Origin of the sequence: Bacillus sp. NP247, from assembly GCF_018966865.1 — a bacterium.
GTDB lineage: Bacteria > Bacillota > Bacilli > Bacillales > Bacillaceae_G > Bacillus_A.
Map to the genome: position 1 here is coordinate 3,316,554 of NZ_CP076653.1, position 16,264 is coordinate 3,332,817.

Genomic DNA, 16,264 nt, shown 5'->3' on the forward strand with positions numbered 1-16,264 from the left:
TATAAGAAATTTATGCTTGGATTATTTGAAAAAGTAGCTTGAAAGTTACGTTACGTCATCTTTTATACTAAAGAAAATAGGATGTAGGGGATGGTGTAGATGACTTTAAAGTATATGTGGGGATGGAAAGAAATTTTATATTTATTTATTTTTGTATTTCTGATTGTACCAATAATGGTTGAATCTCTTTTTTATGATTATGCTTTAAAAATAATAGGGAACTCATTATATGCTGGAGTATTAATGGGACTTATAATGGCAGTGATATTTACCTTTGTAGTTTATCTTTTTTGCATAAAAAGATATAAACTGTCGTGGAAAGATATTGGAATTCGGAAGCTTTCATGGAAAGATTTATTGTGGACATTTGTAGCGGTTATTTCTTTGATTGTAGTTAGTATTGGAGTATTAATGATAATGGAGAAACTGGGGATTTCTTTTGAAAATAGTAAAACGGAGACGGTCCAAAAGGATAAATCAATATATTCGTTCTGTATCGCGGTAATTGGAGCGGCGGTTATATCACCAATCTATGAAGAGATTTTATATAGAGGTGTTTTTTATACGTTTTTTCGTGATAGATATGGTATATGGGGCGGTATGCTTATAAGTTCAATAATATTTACTGTTGTTCATATCCCAACATATAACACATTACCGGTGAATTTTTTAAGCGGCGTAGTATTTGCATGGTTATATGAGAAAACAAATTCTATTTTATCAGCTATGGTTGCCCACGCGTTATTCAATTTCATAGCAGTACTTCTTACATTTATGTCGAATTAAGAAGATATATAGGAGGGATACATATGGAAATAGCTGTAGAACGAGTTTTTACAAAAGAGATTTTAACAAGAGCAGCAAAGGAATTTCATGTAACAGTGGGAGAAAACCCACTTGGTGATTTTGAAAATTATATTTTTAAGGCGAAGGATAAAAATGATGAGGATTACGTATTACGTTTAACGCATTCTTCTCATCGTTCTAAAAAAGAGGTAGAAGCTGAACTAGATTTTTTACGATATGTTGCGGAGAACGGGGCAAAGGTAGCAGGACCACTTTACTCAACATCTCAAAATCTTGTAGAAGAAATTGTAGCAGAGGATGGGACTTTCTTTTTCGCTTCCTTATTTACATACGCAAAAGGTGAGCAAGTAAAAGGAGAAGAATCACCTTATTGGGGAGATACTTACTTTGAAGCGTGGGGAAAAGCGATTGGACAACTGCATCGCCTTACAATGGATTATCCTAAAACTGACTACCGTGATACGTGGGAAGAGGATGAAAGTAGCATTGTTAATGGATTAGAAGATGCGAAGGTGAAAGAGATTGCTGCTATATTAATGGATGAAATAAAGGCTCTTCCAATCGAAAGAGAAACGTTCGGCCTTATGCATGGCGATATTCATCCAGGCAATTTTCATTATGATGGAAAAGAGCTAACAATCTTTGATTTTGATGATGCAGCTTATAATTACTTTATACATGATTTAGCAATGGTTCTCTATTACTCTGTTCTATTTACACAGTGGACTACAGAAGAGAAGACAGAATTTGCTCGTAAACAATTGCGAGTGTTACGAAAAGGTTATGAATATGAGCACAGACTGGCGGATAGTTGGTATGAATCGTTACCGTTATTTTTACGTCTACGTGATATTGGTTTATACGGTACGCTTCAAAAGAAATTTAAAGGGAAAGATATGCCAGAGGACTTTCAAAAGTTATCAGATGAGTTGTATGAAAGAATTATAAAGCAAGAGGCAATAGTGAATATATAATACAGAGATAAGGGAACAAAGTATATAAAATAAATATATACTTTGTTTTTTTATACAAAAATATGTTTACTTTATTAAAATAATATTGTTATAGATTCGGTATACACTTATAATTTTATATATATTCTGAATATTCTTTATAAAGAAGGAGGGGGAAAGTTGGAAGCTATCGTAAGTTGGATAAATAATATTGTTTGGAGTCCCGCACTTGTCTATTTATGTTTAGGAGTAGGCTTATATTTTTCCATTCGAACGAGGTTTTTACAAGTAAGACATGTAGGAGAAATGGTGAAGCTTACATTTCAAGGGGAAAAATCTGATGCGGGTGTTTCTTCATTCCAAGCGTTAGCACTTTCGTTATCAGGGCGCGTTGGAACGGGAAATATTGCCGGTGTTGCAACGGCTGTTGCCTTTGGTGGTCCAGGGGCTGTATTTTGGATGTGGGCGGTAGCCTTTCTAGGAGCTGGTTCTGCATATGTAGAATCGACGCTTGCACAAATATATAAGACGAAGCATCAAGGGCAATTCCGCGGTGGACCTGCTTATTACATTGAAAAAGGACTAGGTGTTAAATGGTACGCATTAGTGTTCGTTGCAGCGACAATTCTTGCGACGGGGATGCTGCTTCCAGGTGTTCAAGCGAATAGTATTGCTGTAAGTTTAGAAACAGCTTTTGGTATTAATACTTCCGTATCAGGAGCGGTATTAGTAGCGGCATTAGCACTTATTATATTTGGTGGAGTTAAGCGAATTGTTAACGTAGCGCAAGTTGTAGTGCCGTTTATGGCGCTTGGTTATATTTTAGTAGCTTGTGTAATTGTAGCTATGAATATTGAAAAATTACCAGACGCTTTCATGTTAATTTTAAAAAGTGCATTTGCATTAGAAGCAGCTTTTGGCGGGATTATTGGTTTAGCAATTTCTTGGGGTGTAAAACGTGGTATTTATTCAAATGAAGCAGGGCAAGGAACTGGGGCTCATGCAGCGGCAGCTGCTGAAGTATCGCATCCAGCTAAACAAGGGTTAGTACAAGCATTTTCCGTTTACATTGATACATTATTTGTTTGTTCAGCAACAGCATTTATGATGATTATTACAGGCATGTATAACGTATTTGATGCAAGCGGAAAAAACTTTATCGTCAATAAATTAAATGGTGCACAGCCAGGTCCTGGTTATACACAGGCAGCGGTAGAATCTGTTTTCCCTGGATTTGGAAACGGTTTCGTCGCAATCTCTCTACTATTCTTCGCATTTACAACAATTATGGCTTATTACTACATTGCAGAAACAAATATAGCTTACTTAAACCGTGATAAAGACCGCCCTTGGATGTCTATCGTACTAAAGTTTGTATTCTTAGGAGTTGTATTCTACGGTTGCGTAAAAACAGCAGCAACAGCATGGGCTTTAGGAGATATTGGTGTAGGAATTATGGCATGGGTTAACATTATTGCGATTCTATTATTACAAAAACCGGCATTGATCGCATTAAAGGATTATGAAAAGCAGAAAAAAGAAGGAAAAGATCCAGTATTCGATCCACAGAAATTAGGAATTAAAAATGCTGATTTCTGGGAGCATGAATACGGGAAAGACAAGAAAGAAGAAGTATCTTAAGAGAATAGAAATGAAGGAGCAAAGGGAAATCCCTTTGCTCTTTTTTATGGACAAAATGAAGATGAAAGTTATTTTTTTGCCTATTTTTGAATATAAAAAGAATGTACATGCTTTGTTTAGGGGAGGGGGGAGTATGGTGATAGAGTTTCGTAATGTAAATAAATATTATGGTAACTTCCAAGTTTTGGAAAATATTAATGTGCAAGTGAAAAAAGGTGAAGTGGTAGTAGTTGTTGGTCCTTCGGGATCAGGAAAAAGCACGTTGCTGCGGTGTATAAATCAATTGGAGGCAATTACCGATGGTGAATTAATTGTACAAAATACAGAAGTACACAATGCGAAAACAAATATAAATGAATTGCGCCGAAATATTGGGATGGTCTTTCAACACTTTTATTTATACCCGCATAAAACAGTTCTTCAAAATATTACACTAGCACCGTTTAAAGTAAATAAAGTTTCCAAAGAAAAGGCGGAGCAAATAGCGATGTTTTATTTAGAGAAAGTGGGAATCCCGGAGAAAGCAGGCGTATATCCACATCAATTATCTGGTGGACAACAGCAAAGGGTGGCGATTGCTAGAGGTCTCGCGATGCAACCGGAAATTATGCTGTTTGATGAGCCTACGTCTGCTCTTGATCCAGAGATGATTGGGGAAGTGCTTGATGTTATGAAAGCGCTGGCTAAAGAAGGCATGACGATGGTTGTCGTCACACACGAGATGGGATTTGCACGTGAGGTAGCAGATAGGATTTTGTTTATGGATGATGGTCAAATTATCGAAGATACAACACCAGTACAATTTTTTGCAAATCCTGAACAAGAAAGAGCTCGTCTATTTTTAAGCCGAGTGTTAAATCATTAAAGGAGGAATTTCATGATTAAAATGAAAAAGCTGTTTACACTAATCGTATTCTCATGTTTATTCGTACTTATTGTTGCTGGATGCGGGGGTAAAAAAGACGAGGCGAAAGAAACAAATACGAAACAAGGCGGAGTTGTTGAACAAATTAAGAAGCGCGGGAAATTAGTAGTCGGGGTGAAGAATGATACGAATTTATTTGGATTAAAAAATCCTTCAACAGGGCAGGTAGAAGGATTCGATATTGATATCGCGAAGGCGCTTGCGAAAAAAATTCTTGGTGATGAAAAGAAACTAGAGCTGAAAGAAGTAACGTCTAAAACACGTATTCCAATGCTGAAAAATGGTGATATTGATGCCATTATTGCGACAATGACAATTACGGAAGAGCGTAAAAAAGAAGTGGATTTTTCAGATGTATATTTTAAAGCAGGACAATCGTTACTTGTGAAAAAAGGAAGCAATATTAAGAGCATTGATGATATAAAACAAGGCGTTAAAGTATTAGCTGTAAAAGGATCAACATCTACAAATAACATTCGCCAAAAATCACCAGAAGCAACAGTATTAGAGTTTGAGAATTATAGTGAGGCATTTACAGCGTTGAAAGCAGGTAAAGGCGATGTTTTAACGACAGATAATGCGATTCTTTATGGAATGGCAAAACAAGATTCTAATTATGAAGTTGTAGGGAAAATTTTCACGGATGAACCGTATGGAATTGCAGTACAAAAAGGTGCAGACGATTTAACGAAAGAGATTAATAACTTACTAAAAGATATGAAGACGAGTGGAGAGTACGACAAATTATATGAAAAATGGATCGGTCAAAAACAAGAGAAGTAAGGTGAAACTTTATTTCTCGTGATAAATAGTAAGAGTGAGAGGATGAGAGTACTCATCCTCTTCTTGTAAAGAAAGAGGGGAGAATATGTGCCTGATTTGTCTATATTAACGAATAACATTGATATGTATTTAGAAGGGTTTAAATATACGGTTATGTCTAGTGTAATTGCGTTAATAGGTAGTTTTATTTTAGGGGTAATTTTGGCGGTAATGCGTATTGCACCGATTCGTATTTTAAATTGGGTGGGATCCACTTTTGTAGAGTTTGTAAGAAATATTCCACTCGTATTAATTGCATTTATATTTTATTTCGCTTTACCTGTAATAGGAATTACTTTCAATGGTTTTGTAGCAGGGACAGTTGCACTAACAGTTTATACAGCGGCTTTTATTGCGGAAGTAATTCGCGCTGGCATTTTATCAGTTGCAAAAGGGCAAATGGAGGCTGCGCGTTCTTCAGGATTAACGTATGTGCAGGGAATGTATTATATCGTCTTACCCCAAGCTATGAAAATTGTAATCCCCCCTTTAGGAAACCAATTTCTCAATTTAGTTAAAAACTCATCAATACTCGGAATTATTGCTGGTACTGATTTAATGTATCAAGGAGACTTAATTTCAACGAAGACGTTTGTTACGTTCGACGTATATATATTTGTCGGGATGTTTTATTTAATATTAACAATTCCGCTCAGTATGCTAGTGCGTTATTTAGAAAAACGCTTAGCAAAGGAGGCGGTGTAAATGGATTTTAAAGGAGCGATAACAGGTGATCATATCCTGTTTTTATTAAAAGGATTACTCATAACGTTAGAGGTAGCGCTCGTAGCAATTGTACTTAGCTTTATTATTGGTAGTGTAATAGGAATATTGCGCTATACGAAAATACCTGTCGTCTCACAAATATTAGGCTTTATCGTGGAAGTCATTCGAAATTTACCGCTACTTTTAATTATATTTTTTACGTATTTTGCACTTCCGGAAGCGGGATTGAAGTTAGAAATTATAACAGCTGCAATTGTTGCTTTAACAATATTTGAAGCGGCAATGATATCTGAAATTGTTCGAAGCGGTCTATTATCTATCGAAAAAGGGCAGATTGAGGCTGCAAGGTCTTCTGGATTAACGTATGTGCAAGCGCTTTGGCATATTATTTTGCCGCAAGCATTAAGAAGAATGGTCCCCCCGCTTGTTAGTCAATTTATTTCATTGTTAAAAGATACGTCATTAGCGGTTGTTATATCATTGCCAGAGCTTATGCATAATACTCAAATTATTAGCGGGCAGAATGTAAATTATATGATTCCGACATTTATACTAGCAGCCTGTATGTATTTTGTTGTAAACTACGGTTTATCAATTTTATCTAGAAGATTAGAAATACGTTAACTCTTACAAAAAAATGTAAGAGTTTTTTCCTTATAAATCCTTTTTTTCCTCAAATTAGTATTGTGAGCTCTTAATATTTGAATTTTTATATTGTTTTATCAGAAAAGTTTTAATTTTATATAGAAATTGTAATCGCTTTCGTGTATATTTTTATTATCAGAAAATTTTAAAAAGAGATAGGGGTACTTGTAGGGGGAGGATTAAGATGCAGCAAACAACGAATGAGCAATTACATCGTACGATGAAGAGTAGACATTTATTTATGATCGCACTAGGTGGTGTAATCGGAACTGGTTTTTTTCTAGGTTCAGGTTACACCATTAATCAGGCTGGACCAGGGGGAGCCATCCTTTCATATTTAGTGGGCGGATTTATTATGTATTTAACAATGCTTTGTCTTGGAGAGCTAACGGTAGCAATGCCAGTTTCAGGATCTTTCCAAAAGTATGCGACGAAGTTTATTGGACCAGGAACTGGGTTTATGATCGGCTGGCTATACTGGATTGGATGGGCAGTAACAGTAGGATTAGAATTAACATCGATCGGTTTAATGATGAAAAGATGGTTTCCGAATGTGGATGTTTGGGTATGGTGTCTCGTATTCGGGGTTATTTTATATGCTTCAAATGCAATATCAGCGAAGAGTTATGCTGAATTAGAGTTTTGGTTCTCTAGTATTAAAGTAATTACAATTATTGCATTCATTCTACTTGGTGGTAGCGCATTACTAGGATTTTTACCATACGATGGAAAAGAAGCAGCGCCTCTTTTCTCTAACTTTGTAAGTGATGGTGGGCTATTCCCAAATGGACTAGCTGCAGTGCTTCTTACGATGATTACAGTTAACTTTTCCTTCCAAGGAACAGAGTTAATCGGGATTGCAGCAGGAGAGAGTCAGAATCCTGAAAAAACAATTCCACGCGCAATTCGTAATACAGTATGGCGCATTATGTTATTCTTCATTTTAACAATGACAATTTTAGTAGGGTTAATTTCTTGGAAAGAAGCAGGGATAATTGAAAGCCCATTCGTAGTTGTATTTGATAAAATCGGTATTCCATATGCAGCTGATATTATGAACTTTGTTATTATTACCGCTTTATTATCTGTAGCGAACTCAGGATTATATGCAGCAACGCGTATACTATGGTCACTGGCAAATGAAGGAATGGCACCAACTTCTTTCAAGAAGGTAAATAAACGTGGTATTCCAATTACAGCGCTAGTCGTAACGATTGCTGTTGCGGCGTTATCCTTATTAACAAGCTTCCTTGCAGAAGATACAGTATATATGTACTTATTATCTATAGCTGGTTTATCTGCTGTTTCAAGTTGGATCATTATTGCTTTATCACAACTTCGCTTTAGAAGTCAGTATTTAAAAGGCGGAGGAAAATTAGAGGACTTAAAGTATAGAACACCACTATACCCGCTTGTTCCAATTTTAGCTTTAATTACAAATAGTATCGTTGTTATTAGTTTAGCGTTTATTCCAGAACAAAGAATGGCGTTATATTGTGGTATTCCATTTATCATTTTCTGCTACATATATTATTATATGAGTAAGAAACGGAAGAAACCGATGAAAGTGGAGATGGAAAAAACAAATGAAACTAACAATCAAACACGATGATATAGAAGCAGATTTATCGTATGGTCAATTAGCGATTGGAAAAGAAAACGGATATTCACCGTTACAATTACTAATCTCTTCTATCGCAGGATGTAGTGCAATTGTCTTTCGAACGATTTTAGAAAAGAAACGTATTACATACGATACGTTTACAATTGAAACTGAAATTGGTAGAAGTGAAGCTCTATCAAAACCAGTTGAAAGTGTTCATTTACACTATAAAATTAAAGCAGAAAACATTACAGAAGAGCAATTAGACAAGGCACTGCAACTTGCGGTGAAAAATTGCACAATTGTTCAATCTGTAAAGGATAGTATAAAAGTTACAGAAACAATTGAATTAATGAAGTGAAATGTAAAAACGTGAGAATAGGGCGCTCACGTTTTTATGTTTTTTACAGGGGGGGAAGTATTATGAAATGTTTAGGTTGTAAATTAGCAAATGAAGAAGAGCCTATATATAAAATATATGAAGACGATTATGTAACTTGTTTTTTAGATCATGCACCTTTCTATGCGGGACATACTTTAATTGTTCCAAAGCAGCACGTTGTAGAAGTGGATGGATTAGATGATTGTGTAGCAAAAGCGATTATGGATGCTTCTAAGCTTATTTCAAAGGCTATTAAATTACTGTATAAACCAGACGGAGTTACAATTTGTCAAAATGGTGGAATCTTTAACGAGCTAACACACTACCATATGCATGTCGTACCAAGGTATAAAGAGCGCTCATTTGCCGAGTTTTATACGGTACAACCGGGAGAGAGGAAGAATTATAACTTTGAAGAGACACAGAATTTGTTAAAAGAAGCGATAGAGCAAATGTTGCTTACTGAAGAGGCGTAAGAGAGTTGTTTTTAATGGGGCAGTCAGGAAAATTACAATATTAAAAAGCTCAATTTCTCAGTTACAATAGAGAAATTGGGCTTTTGTTCATTCTATTATTAAATTTTATCTATAAAAAGATTTTGCAGTGTCACAAAGCATAGCGCTCATTCGTTATATAGAGTGAGAGGAGGAATTATATGAAAGTTACAAACAACGATTATGAAAAGATGGAAGAGTTATACGAGTTGTATGAACAAAAAATATATTATGTAGCTTATTCTATTTTAAATAATATTCAGCAGGCTGAAGATGCGGTTCAAGAGACGTTTATTACTCTTTATAAGAACTTGGAAAAGCTCCATAGCTTGAGCACTGAAGAGCTTAAACGGTACATTTTGAGGATTGCGAAGAACAAAGCGATTGATAGCTACCGAAAAAATAAACGACATGAAACATTCTTAGAAGAATATCAAAAAGAATCAACGGAAGTAGCAGATGAAAATATTGAAGAGTGGGAAAAACGTTTAATATCTGAGGTTCAAATTGATACATTGCTAAAAGAGTTAAATGAGTCTAACCGACAAGTTTTTAAGTACAAAGTCTTCTATAACTTAACGTATCAAGAAATTTCAAGTGTAATGGGGATAACGGAGGCAAATGTCCGTAAACAGTTTGAACGCGCTCGAAAGCGAGTCCAAAATATGATAGGAGGTATACAACATGACGAATTCAAAGAACTCCAAAGAAATATATGAACTTGCTGAAAAAATTGCTTTAGATGATTTTGATAAACTGGAAGAACAACATGAATTTTCACATACATATACGCGCAAAAAGAAATTGTTTATGGAGGAAATGAAGCTGAAAGATGGACAACCGCAGAAAAAGCGTAAAAAACATCGTATGTTAATCGCTGCTGCTTGCTTATTGATTGGCATGCCGACAACAGTTTTTGGGGCAGTGAAAGTCTATAATATGATTGTCCAAAAACAAAATTACGAAGTAAATGTTTCAGTAACAAACAAGGATTCGAAAAAGACTGATAAGTGGTATAAGTTGAAGGTTGGTAAATTACCAGAAAATATGGAAGCAATTGATGACTCTGCTATGAAATATTCCTTTAAAGATAACGACGCAAAAGGTGGGTTTTCATTCGCTCTTCGGAGAGTAGGGGAAAATACAGATTTTCAAACTCTGTACTCGAAAAGTTACGAAGAAAAAGAGATAAATGGTAGGAAGGCAGTGATTGTCCATAAAGAAACGGGAAACAACAATGTAATGTTTGACAGGAAGGTCTTTCTCTTTTTTGAGAAAGAAGGGATTATGTTAGAAAGTTATATTGGATCCGATGTAAATGAAGAACAAATGATAGAGGTCTTAGGGAACATTTCACTTGAGCCTACCTTAAAAGAAAAGGCATCACATATAGTAGAGTATGATGAAAATCGTTCTAGCAAAGCAGATGAACCTAAAAAAACTAAGGTTATTCCTTTGAAAAAAGATAGCAAACGACTATTTCATATAGGGCAAAAGGTTCCAGTAACGATAACGATGGATGACAGCCAAATTGAATATGTTATAGAAAATGTTGAAGTTTTCGATTCAATCAAAGATTTTAAACAAGAGAACTTTAATGAACTTGGCTTAGAAATACTAAGCGAGAATAAGGCTTTAGATCAGATGGGAAAATTGATACCGTACAGGCGGGATGAATATAAACTAGGGAATGGTAAAGATTCAATTGATACATTAGTAGATTCGAAATTAGTTAATGTTAAATTTGTCTACTTGACAACAACAGTGAAAAATATTGGTAAACAGGCGACAGAAGAAATCTATATGCATCCATCTATAAAACAGCTTAAATTTGAAGGGAATGCATGGAACTACGCTAAAGAAGAGGGAATGGACGCAACGCGTATTATGACGGGCGAAGTTGATTACTTGGAACCTCACGGAGACGGGAAAAGCTTTTATAATATTGGTAGTATTACACCAGGACAAACGGTAAAGGTTAATTTAGGTTATTTTGTAGATGAGGATAAACTAGATTCAATCTTTCTTGATGCTTTCCATTACAGGGGGAATGGGGGCACTGAAAATATGAATGCGGAATATCGTTGGTGGTTCGATATTCGTCAATAGTAAACATAATAGGAACAACTAGACTAAAAAGCTGCTTATATTTAGCAGCTTTTTAATTTTCATACATACTTAAAATTTCTTTCGCACGTATACGTAAACCATCTATCAATTCTTTTGGTTCTAAAACTTGTGCCTCTTTTCCAAGTCTATAAAATAAAGGGGTAATAAAATTAATTTCTCCTTTATCAATTGTTGAATTTATATATCCTGTCCCATCTTCGTTTACTACAACGAATTCCTCAAGGTAAGGAACGCTTTTACATTGGCGCAAACCTTCTGTCGTTAGTAAAACATGTAACTGAGTAGGAATGTTTACTACGTTAGAGTTAGAGGTAAACCATTCTTCTAAATTTATGAATGTATCTTCATTTTCTTCCATTGATACTATGGAAAGAATACGATCAACACGATATAGTAATATTTTTTCTGCATTAAAATCATAAGCAGGTAAATACCATAAACCATCATGCGCATATACACCGATAGGATGAACATGTTTTGTTTTTATTCCCGATTTAGATTCGTATTGAAAGTGTAAAATTTTATTTTCAATAGCCGCTGTTAACACTTCGTTTAAAAAAGGTGTCTCAATAGCTCTCTTCGGATTCCAAAAAGCGATATAAGAACGTATTTTATCTACTTTAGCTTTCGCATCATTTTGTAGAGAGCTATACAGTTTATGAGTAACGGAATTAATTTCTGTATTAAAAGGCAAGTCTCGGTAGTAGCTTAAAGATTGAAATGCAAAAAAGATGGAGACTGCTTCTTCTTCAGTAAATAAAATAGGTGGAATTACTTTATTCGTTAATACTTTATATCCTCCGTTGCGACCTTGTTCAGCATAAATGGGTAACCCCATATCACTTAAATCTAAAATGTATCTATGAACTGTACGAACGGAAATATTAAATTCATCAGCTATTTCTTGAGCTGTAAATGTTTTTTTCGCAGAAGCAAATATAAGAATGTCTAATAAACGTTTTGCTTTTGACAAATATATCACCTATTTCTTTTTAACATGACATTCATTGTCATGTTTTACTGCTAGTATATTGCTTACATCATAATTTTATCAAGATGAGATGCAAGGAGGAAAAGATATGTCACGTGAAATTGTTTTATTTATTGCGGCTAGTTTAGATGGATATATAGCGAAAGAAGATGATGATTTAGGGTGGTTAATGGAAACAGAAGGTGAGGGGGACAACGGTTATACAGAAATGTATGAAACAATTGATACGATAATTATGGGAAAGAGAACGTACGATTATGTGGTAGAGCATACGGAAACATTCCCGTACTTAGATAAAAAATGTTATGTCTTTTCTAATTCAGAAAAAGGTTCAAACGAACATGTAGAGTTTGTAAATGAAGATGTATTGGAGTTTACAAAAAGGTTGAAAGAGCAGGAAGGATCTAAAATATGGGTGGTCGGTGGAGGGAGTCTACTGAGAGAGTTTTTTAAGAATAATCTAATTGATGAATATGTTGTTACGATTACACCCCATATATTAGGTTCTGGAGTTCCGTTATTTAAAGAAAAGAATTCAGAAATTCATTTAACTTTAACGAAAACGAAACGTTTTGGCCAATTCGTAAATCTATATTATAAAGTAAAGTCCTAAAGGATAAGAAACACGACTATTGATGATAGTCGTGTTTCTTTATAGACGGCAATGAAATTGTAAAGCAAGATCCGTAATTAATTTCACTTGTGACAGTAATATTTCCACCGTGTAGTTCTACAATTTCTTTTACGATGGAGAGCCCTAAACCAGTGCCTCCTGTAGCTCTGGAGCGCGCTTTATCAACACGATAAAAGCGGTCGAAAATGTGAGGAAGGTCTTCTTGTGGTATTCCTTCTCCTTCGTCTTCAATTGTAATTGAAATACGTTTATGTTCTTCTATAGCGGAAATATTTATATAAGAATGGTCCTTCGAATGTCTATACGCGTTATTTAAAATGTTAACTATAACTTGCTCAAAACGCTGCTCATCTAGTTTTACTAAGAGTGAGGGAGGACATGCGAAAACAACTTTAATTTGTTTTTCTCCGTACATAACATTTATTTTTTCGGTGATGCGAGTAAGGAAGGTATGTAAATGTACTTCTTTTATTTGAATAGAAAAGCTATGCTTTTCCATTTGAGCAAGTAAAAATAAATCTTGGACTAGGTTCGTAATGTAATCAGATTCGTCTTTTATAATGGATAAGTATCGTAAACGTTGCTCAGGGGCTGTATTTTCTTTTAATGCAATGTCTGCATAACCCCTTACGTACGTTAAAGGTGTTCGTAATTCGTGAGCAACACTTGCTAGAAATTCACTTCGCTCTGTTTTCATATAATGTAAATCATTTGCGAGCGTTTGAATAGATGATGCTAGTTCACCAATTTCGTCATTTCGAGTAGTCGTTAATGAAACGGATAAATCGCCCTTACTCATTTTTTCGGTAGCATGTTTCATGTGTAACAATGGCTTTGTTAATAAACGTGATAATAGAAAGATTGTGATGGCTGTTAATAGAAAAGTGATGACTCCGGCAATAATGAACTGTCTCGTTAGCCCGTTAATCATTTCTTCAATAGATGTTGTTCCGAGAAACATATAAACATAACCTTCTATTTTGCCATCTATTACAATGGGGCTCACTGTACATATATAATTAGATGTTTTCCAATGATTTTCTATAATAGCTCCGTTATGATCTGTACTCGTATTCATCTCTGCAATATGCTTTTTTATAGTCGTATCTAGCTCGTTAGATTTTGCTAGTACTTCCTTATTTGCATTTGTAATAACAACAGTTGTTTCAGCTTCGGATTCCATTAAAGCAACATGGGAGATTGTTTGCCTGTCAAAATATTTTTCAAGGACATCTCGGTGACTATTTCCGCGCTTTAATAAAGCAGTCATCTCTTCATTTACTCTATTGTTTACAAGGCTATAATAGAGCAAGACAAATAGAACACTTTCGATTAAAAGTGTAACAATTAGAAAATAAAATCCGAGTTGAATAGAAATTCGCTTCATCGCTTTGCTCCTTAATATAAGGTATCAATCCATCGATAACCTACTCCGTATACAGTCTTTAAATGATGATCAATAGGGAAATTTACTTTTCGTAATTTATCACGCAAATTACGAATATGTGAATCGACTGTTCTATCTTCTGTATTTGTATTTAATCCCCAAATTCGTTCAATGAGCTGATCACGGCTTAATACGTAGTTCACATGACGTAAAAATAATCCGAGTAAAGAGAATTCGATTGGTGTGAGAAAAATTTCTTCATTATAGACAGAAACGAAATGCTTTGCCTCATCCCATAAAATGCCGTGATATTGGATTTGCGTACGTTGATTTGTTCGCCTTAAAACAGCTTCAATTCTTGCGAAAAGCTCCTCTTCATGGAAAGGCTTCGTCACGTAATCATCTGCTCCAAGTTTTAACCCTTGGATGATATCTACAGTTTGATCACGAGCAGTTACCATAATGATAGGAACGTTACTAAATGATCGAATTCTTTTGCACGTTTCCCATCCATCCATCTTTGGCATCATAATATCGAGTAAAATAAATTTGAAGTTTCGATTTTCTATATGTGAAATAGCTTCTTCTCCGGACACTGCACATACGCAGTTATATCCGATTGGAGTAAGATAAAGCGTTAATAATTCAAGCATTCTCGGTTCATCATCTACGAGTAGTATATCGATCATAGAGTACCTCCGCATTTGTAGTTATTACTTAAATTGTAAGTCAAAATCATGAAGAAATGGTGCAGATTATAATGCATCTGCATAATTTCTTCAGAATTGCTTGTTATTGTAAAGTTGAAATTCCATTTTAGGTAATAATATTGGCTCGAAAACGATTAATACGGAGGCGATATAGTGAAAAAGATGACCCGGATTTTTGGGATAACAATAATTGCGGCAGTCGGTCTTGCAGCATGTGGGCAAACGAACACAGATCATAAAAATCATGAATCTACAAAAGAGAAGAAAACGGAGAAAAAGGAAATGAATCAGGAGGTAACTGCGCCGAAAGAAATGAATGCCCGGGCATCAGAGGATTTATTAACGACAAGTTTAAAAAATGTAACGAGATTAAATACAAATGATCCTCTGCAAATGGCAGTATTAACTTCGCAAACAATATGGCCAGCAACGCATAAAGAGAATCAGCCAGGTGCTGTTATTTTAGTGCCAGTAAACGAGTGGCAATTAGGTATTGCAAGTGCAGATCTTATTCATCATCCGAATAACGGACCAATTTTATTTATAGAAAAAGAAGCGGTACCCGAAATGTCATTAAAAGAAATAAAAAGATTAAATCCGCCCGGAACGAAAGATGGAACGCAAATTATGGTGATGGGTGATGTAGGTGCATCTACCCTTGAGCAATTAAAAGAATATAAAGTAAAGTAAATAAAAGAAACAGATCCAGCTACATTTGCAAAAGATGTTGATAAAGAATACGCCGATATAACAGGAAGTTATCCAAATAGCGTTATCGTCGGTTCGTCTGAAGAGGAAGGGCGTTTATATACAACACCAGCTGTAAACTGGATTTCTCATATGCCAGAGCCACTTTTATATACAGAAAAAGATAAGGTGCCAGAAGCGACAATAGAGGCATTAAAAATGAGAAAAGATAAAGCCAATATATATGTATTAGGACCAGAAAAAATCATTTCAAAAGAAGTAGAAAAAGAGCTAAGCAAATACGGAAAAGTAACACGTATTAGTGGGGAGACGCCAACAGAAAATTCGGTTGCGTTTGCGAAATTTGAAGATGAAAAAACGAAATTTGGCTGGGGGTTCACAAAACCAGGTCACGGTTTGTCATTTGTTTCAAGCAAAACGCCAGACTTAGCAATTGCGGGAGCACCGTTTTCACATATGGGTAAACATGCCCCTGTTGTCTTGCTTGAGGAAGGAAAAGCTTCACAACCAGTTTATGACTTCCTTGCTAGTATTCAGCCGAAGTTTAAAGATGATCCAACACTTGGACCGTATAACCATGCTTTCTTATTAGGAAGTACTAGTGATATTTCATTTGAAACGCAAGGTATATTGGATGAGAGGTTAGAGATTGTTCAGGAAAGTGGTAAGGGGCATGGTGGACATTAAATGAGAGAAGACGCTACTG

The 16,264-nt window shown here is 35.3% G+C and carries 16 protein-coding genes and 1 pseudogene; 14 read left to right on the top strand and 3 right to left on the bottom strand.

Features of this window, described 5'->3' with window-relative positions:
• The first annotated feature begins 99 nt into the window (after positions 1-99).
• The 12 genes from KPL75_RS17300 to KPL75_RS17355 all read left to right on the top strand — a co-directional run bounded on the left by KPL75_RS17300 (position 100) and on the right by KPL75_RS17355 (position 11,107).
• A complete protein-coding gene (locus KPL75_RS17300; RefSeq protein WP_219917121.1) occupies positions 100-786 on the top strand; it encodes a CPBP family intramembrane glutamic endopeptidase in 687 nt (228 codons plus the stop codon).
• A gap of 23 nt (positions 787-809) precedes the next feature.
• The gene (locus KPL75_RS17305) at positions 810-1,781 is read left to right on the top strand and encodes a phosphotransferase enzyme family protein (protein ID WP_219917122.1); all 972 of its coding nucleotides are present in this window, start codon (positions 810-812) and stop codon (positions 1,779-1,781) included.
• Between the two features lie 159 nt (positions 1,782-1,940).
• Positions 1,941-3,401: an alanine/glycine:cation symporter family protein gene (locus KPL75_RS17310; protein ID WP_002125208.1), complete on the top strand. Its 1,461-nt coding sequence runs from the start codon at positions 1,941-1,943 to the stop codon at positions 3,399-3,401.
• 10 nt (positions 3,402-3,411) lie between these two features.
• The gene (locus KPL75_RS17315; protein ID WP_309137433.1) at positions 3,412-4,266 is read left to right on the top strand and encodes an amino acid ABC transporter ATP-binding protein; all 855 of its coding nucleotides are present in this window, start codon (positions 3,412-3,414) and stop codon (positions 4,264-4,266) included.
• Positions 4,267-4,278: 12 nt separating this feature from the next.
• Positions 4,279-5,109, top strand: a complete 831-nt coding sequence (gene glnH, locus KPL75_RS17320) for a glutamine ABC transporter substrate-binding protein GlnH (RefSeq protein ID WP_219917123.1) — start codon at positions 4,279-4,281, stop codon at positions 5,107-5,109.
• Between the two features lie 87 nt (positions 5,110-5,196).
• Entirely contained in the window at positions 5,197-5,853 is a 657-nt protein-coding gene (locus tag KPL75_RS17325; protein WP_219917124.1) for an amino acid ABC transporter permease, read from the top strand.
• The gene (locus KPL75_RS17330; protein WP_219917125.1) at positions 5,854-6,498 is read left to right on the top strand and encodes an amino acid ABC transporter permease; all 645 of its coding nucleotides are present in this window, start codon (positions 5,854-5,856) and stop codon (positions 6,496-6,498) included.
• Between the two features lie 205 nt (positions 6,499-6,703).
• The gene (locus tag KPL75_RS17335; RefSeq protein ID WP_002204459.1) at positions 6,704-8,131 is read left to right on the top strand and encodes an amino acid permease; all 1,428 of its coding nucleotides are present in this window, start codon (positions 6,704-6,706) and stop codon (positions 8,129-8,131) included.
• A complete protein-coding gene (locus KPL75_RS17340; protein ID WP_002204458.1) occupies positions 8,106-8,483 on the top strand; it encodes an OsmC family protein in 378 nt (125 codons plus the stop codon). Before KPL75_RS17335 ends, KPL75_RS17340 begins: the two co-directional genes overlap by 26 nt.
• 62 nt (positions 8,484-8,545) lie before the next feature.
• Positions 8,546-8,980, top strand: a complete 435-nt coding sequence (locus tag KPL75_RS17345; protein WP_258236955.1) for an HIT family protein — start codon at positions 8,546-8,548, stop codon at positions 8,978-8,980.
• A 179-nt stretch (positions 8,981-9,159) separates the two neighbouring features.
• On the top strand, positions 9,160-9,717 hold the full coding sequence (locus KPL75_RS17350; RefSeq protein WP_219917127.1) for an RNA polymerase sigma factor: 558 nt from the start codon (positions 9,160-9,162) through the stop codon (positions 9,715-9,717).
• Positions 9,683-11,107 (top strand): DUF4367 domain-containing protein, encoded by a 1,425-nt coding sequence (locus tag KPL75_RS17355; RefSeq protein WP_219917128.1) that lies wholly within the window; start codon positions 9,683-9,685, stop codon positions 11,105-11,107. The genes KPL75_RS17350 and KPL75_RS17355 overlap by 35 nt, the downstream gene beginning before the upstream one ends.
• A 52-nt stretch (positions 11,108-11,159) precedes the next feature.
• Here the strand turns inward: KPL75_RS17355 and KPL75_RS17360 are convergent, their stop codons facing one another.
• Positions 11,160-12,101: a helix-turn-helix transcriptional regulator gene (locus KPL75_RS17360; RefSeq protein ID WP_219917129.1), complete on the bottom strand. Its 942-nt coding sequence runs from the start codon at positions 12,099-12,101 to the stop codon at positions 11,160-11,162.
• Between the two features lie 106 nt (positions 12,102-12,207).
• On the opposite strand from KPL75_RS17360, the gene KPL75_RS17365 reads away from it, so the two are divergent.
• The gene (locus KPL75_RS17365; RefSeq protein WP_219917130.1) at positions 12,208-12,732 is read left to right on the top strand and encodes a dihydrofolate reductase family protein; all 525 of its coding nucleotides are present in this window, start codon (positions 12,208-12,210) and stop codon (positions 12,730-12,732) included.
• 16 nt (positions 12,733-12,748) lie between these two features.
• Here the strand turns inward: KPL75_RS17365 and KPL75_RS17370 are convergent, their stop codons facing one another.
• Both KPL75_RS17370 and KPL75_RS17375 read right to left on the bottom strand, forming a co-directional pair.
• Entirely contained in the window at positions 12,749-14,140 is a 1,392-nt protein-coding gene (locus KPL75_RS17370) for a sensor histidine kinase (protein ID WP_219917131.1), read from the bottom strand.
• Positions 14,141-14,151: 11 nt separating this feature from the next.
• Positions 14,152-14,829 (bottom strand): response regulator transcription factor, encoded by a 678-nt coding sequence (locus KPL75_RS17375; protein ID WP_219917132.1) that lies wholly within the window; start codon positions 14,827-14,829, stop codon positions 14,152-14,154.
• A 174-nt stretch (positions 14,830-15,003) separates the two neighbouring features.
• On the opposite strand from KPL75_RS17375, the pseudogene KPL75_RS17380 reads away from it, so the two are divergent.
• Positions 15,004-16,245: pseudogene (locus KPL75_RS17380) on the top strand (cell wall-binding repeat-containing protein).
• The last annotated feature ends 19 nt before the right edge of the window (positions 16,246-16,264 follow it).

Bases quoted from the DNA above. Each gene is read 5' to 3' on its own strand.
- KPL75_RS17300 (WP_219917121.1), top strand. From the start codon at position 100: ATGACTTTAAAGTATATGTGGGGATGGAAAGAAATTTTATATTTATTT.
- KPL75_RS17305 (WP_219917122.1), top strand. From the start codon at position 810: ATGGAAATAGCTGTAGAACGAGTTTTTACAAAAGAGATTTTAACAAGA.
- KPL75_RS17315 (WP_309137433.1), top strand. From the start codon at position 3,412: ATGAAGGAGCAAAGGGAAATCCCTTTGCTCTTTTTTATGGACAAAATG.
- glnH (WP_219917123.1), top strand. From the start codon at position 4,279: ATGATTAAAATGAAAAAGCTGTTTACACTAATCGTATTCTCATGTTTA.
- KPL75_RS17330 (WP_219917125.1), top strand. From the start codon at position 5,854: ATGGATTTTAAAGGAGCGATAACAGGTGATCATATCCTGTTTTTATTA.
- KPL75_RS17335 (WP_002204459.1), top strand. From the start codon at position 6,704: ATGCAGCAAACAACGAATGAGCAATTACATCGTACGATGAAGAGTAGA.
- KPL75_RS17340 (WP_002204458.1), top strand. From the start codon at position 8,106: ATGAAACTAACAATCAAACACGATGATATAGAAGCAGATTTATCGTAT.
- KPL75_RS17345 (WP_258236955.1), top strand. From the start codon at position 8,546: ATGAAATGTTTAGGTTGTAAATTAGCAAATGAAGAAGAGCCTATATAT.
- KPL75_RS17350 (WP_219917127.1), top strand. From the start codon at position 9,160: ATGAAAGTTACAAACAACGATTATGAAAAGATGGAAGAGTTATACGAG.
- KPL75_RS17355 (WP_219917128.1), top strand. From the start codon at position 9,683: ATGACGAATTCAAAGAACTCCAAAGAAATATATGAACTTGCTGAAAAA.
- KPL75_RS17365 (WP_219917130.1), top strand. From the start codon at position 12,208: ATGTCACGTGAAATTGTTTTATTTATTGCGGCTAGTTTAGATGGATAT.
- KPL75_RS17370 (WP_219917131.1), bottom strand. From the start codon at position 14,140: ATGAAGCGAATTTCTATTCAACTCGGATTTTATTTTCTAATTGTTACA.
- KPL75_RS17375 (WP_219917132.1), bottom strand. From the start codon at position 14,829: ATGATCGATATACTACTCGTAGATGATGAACCGAGAATGCTTGAATTA.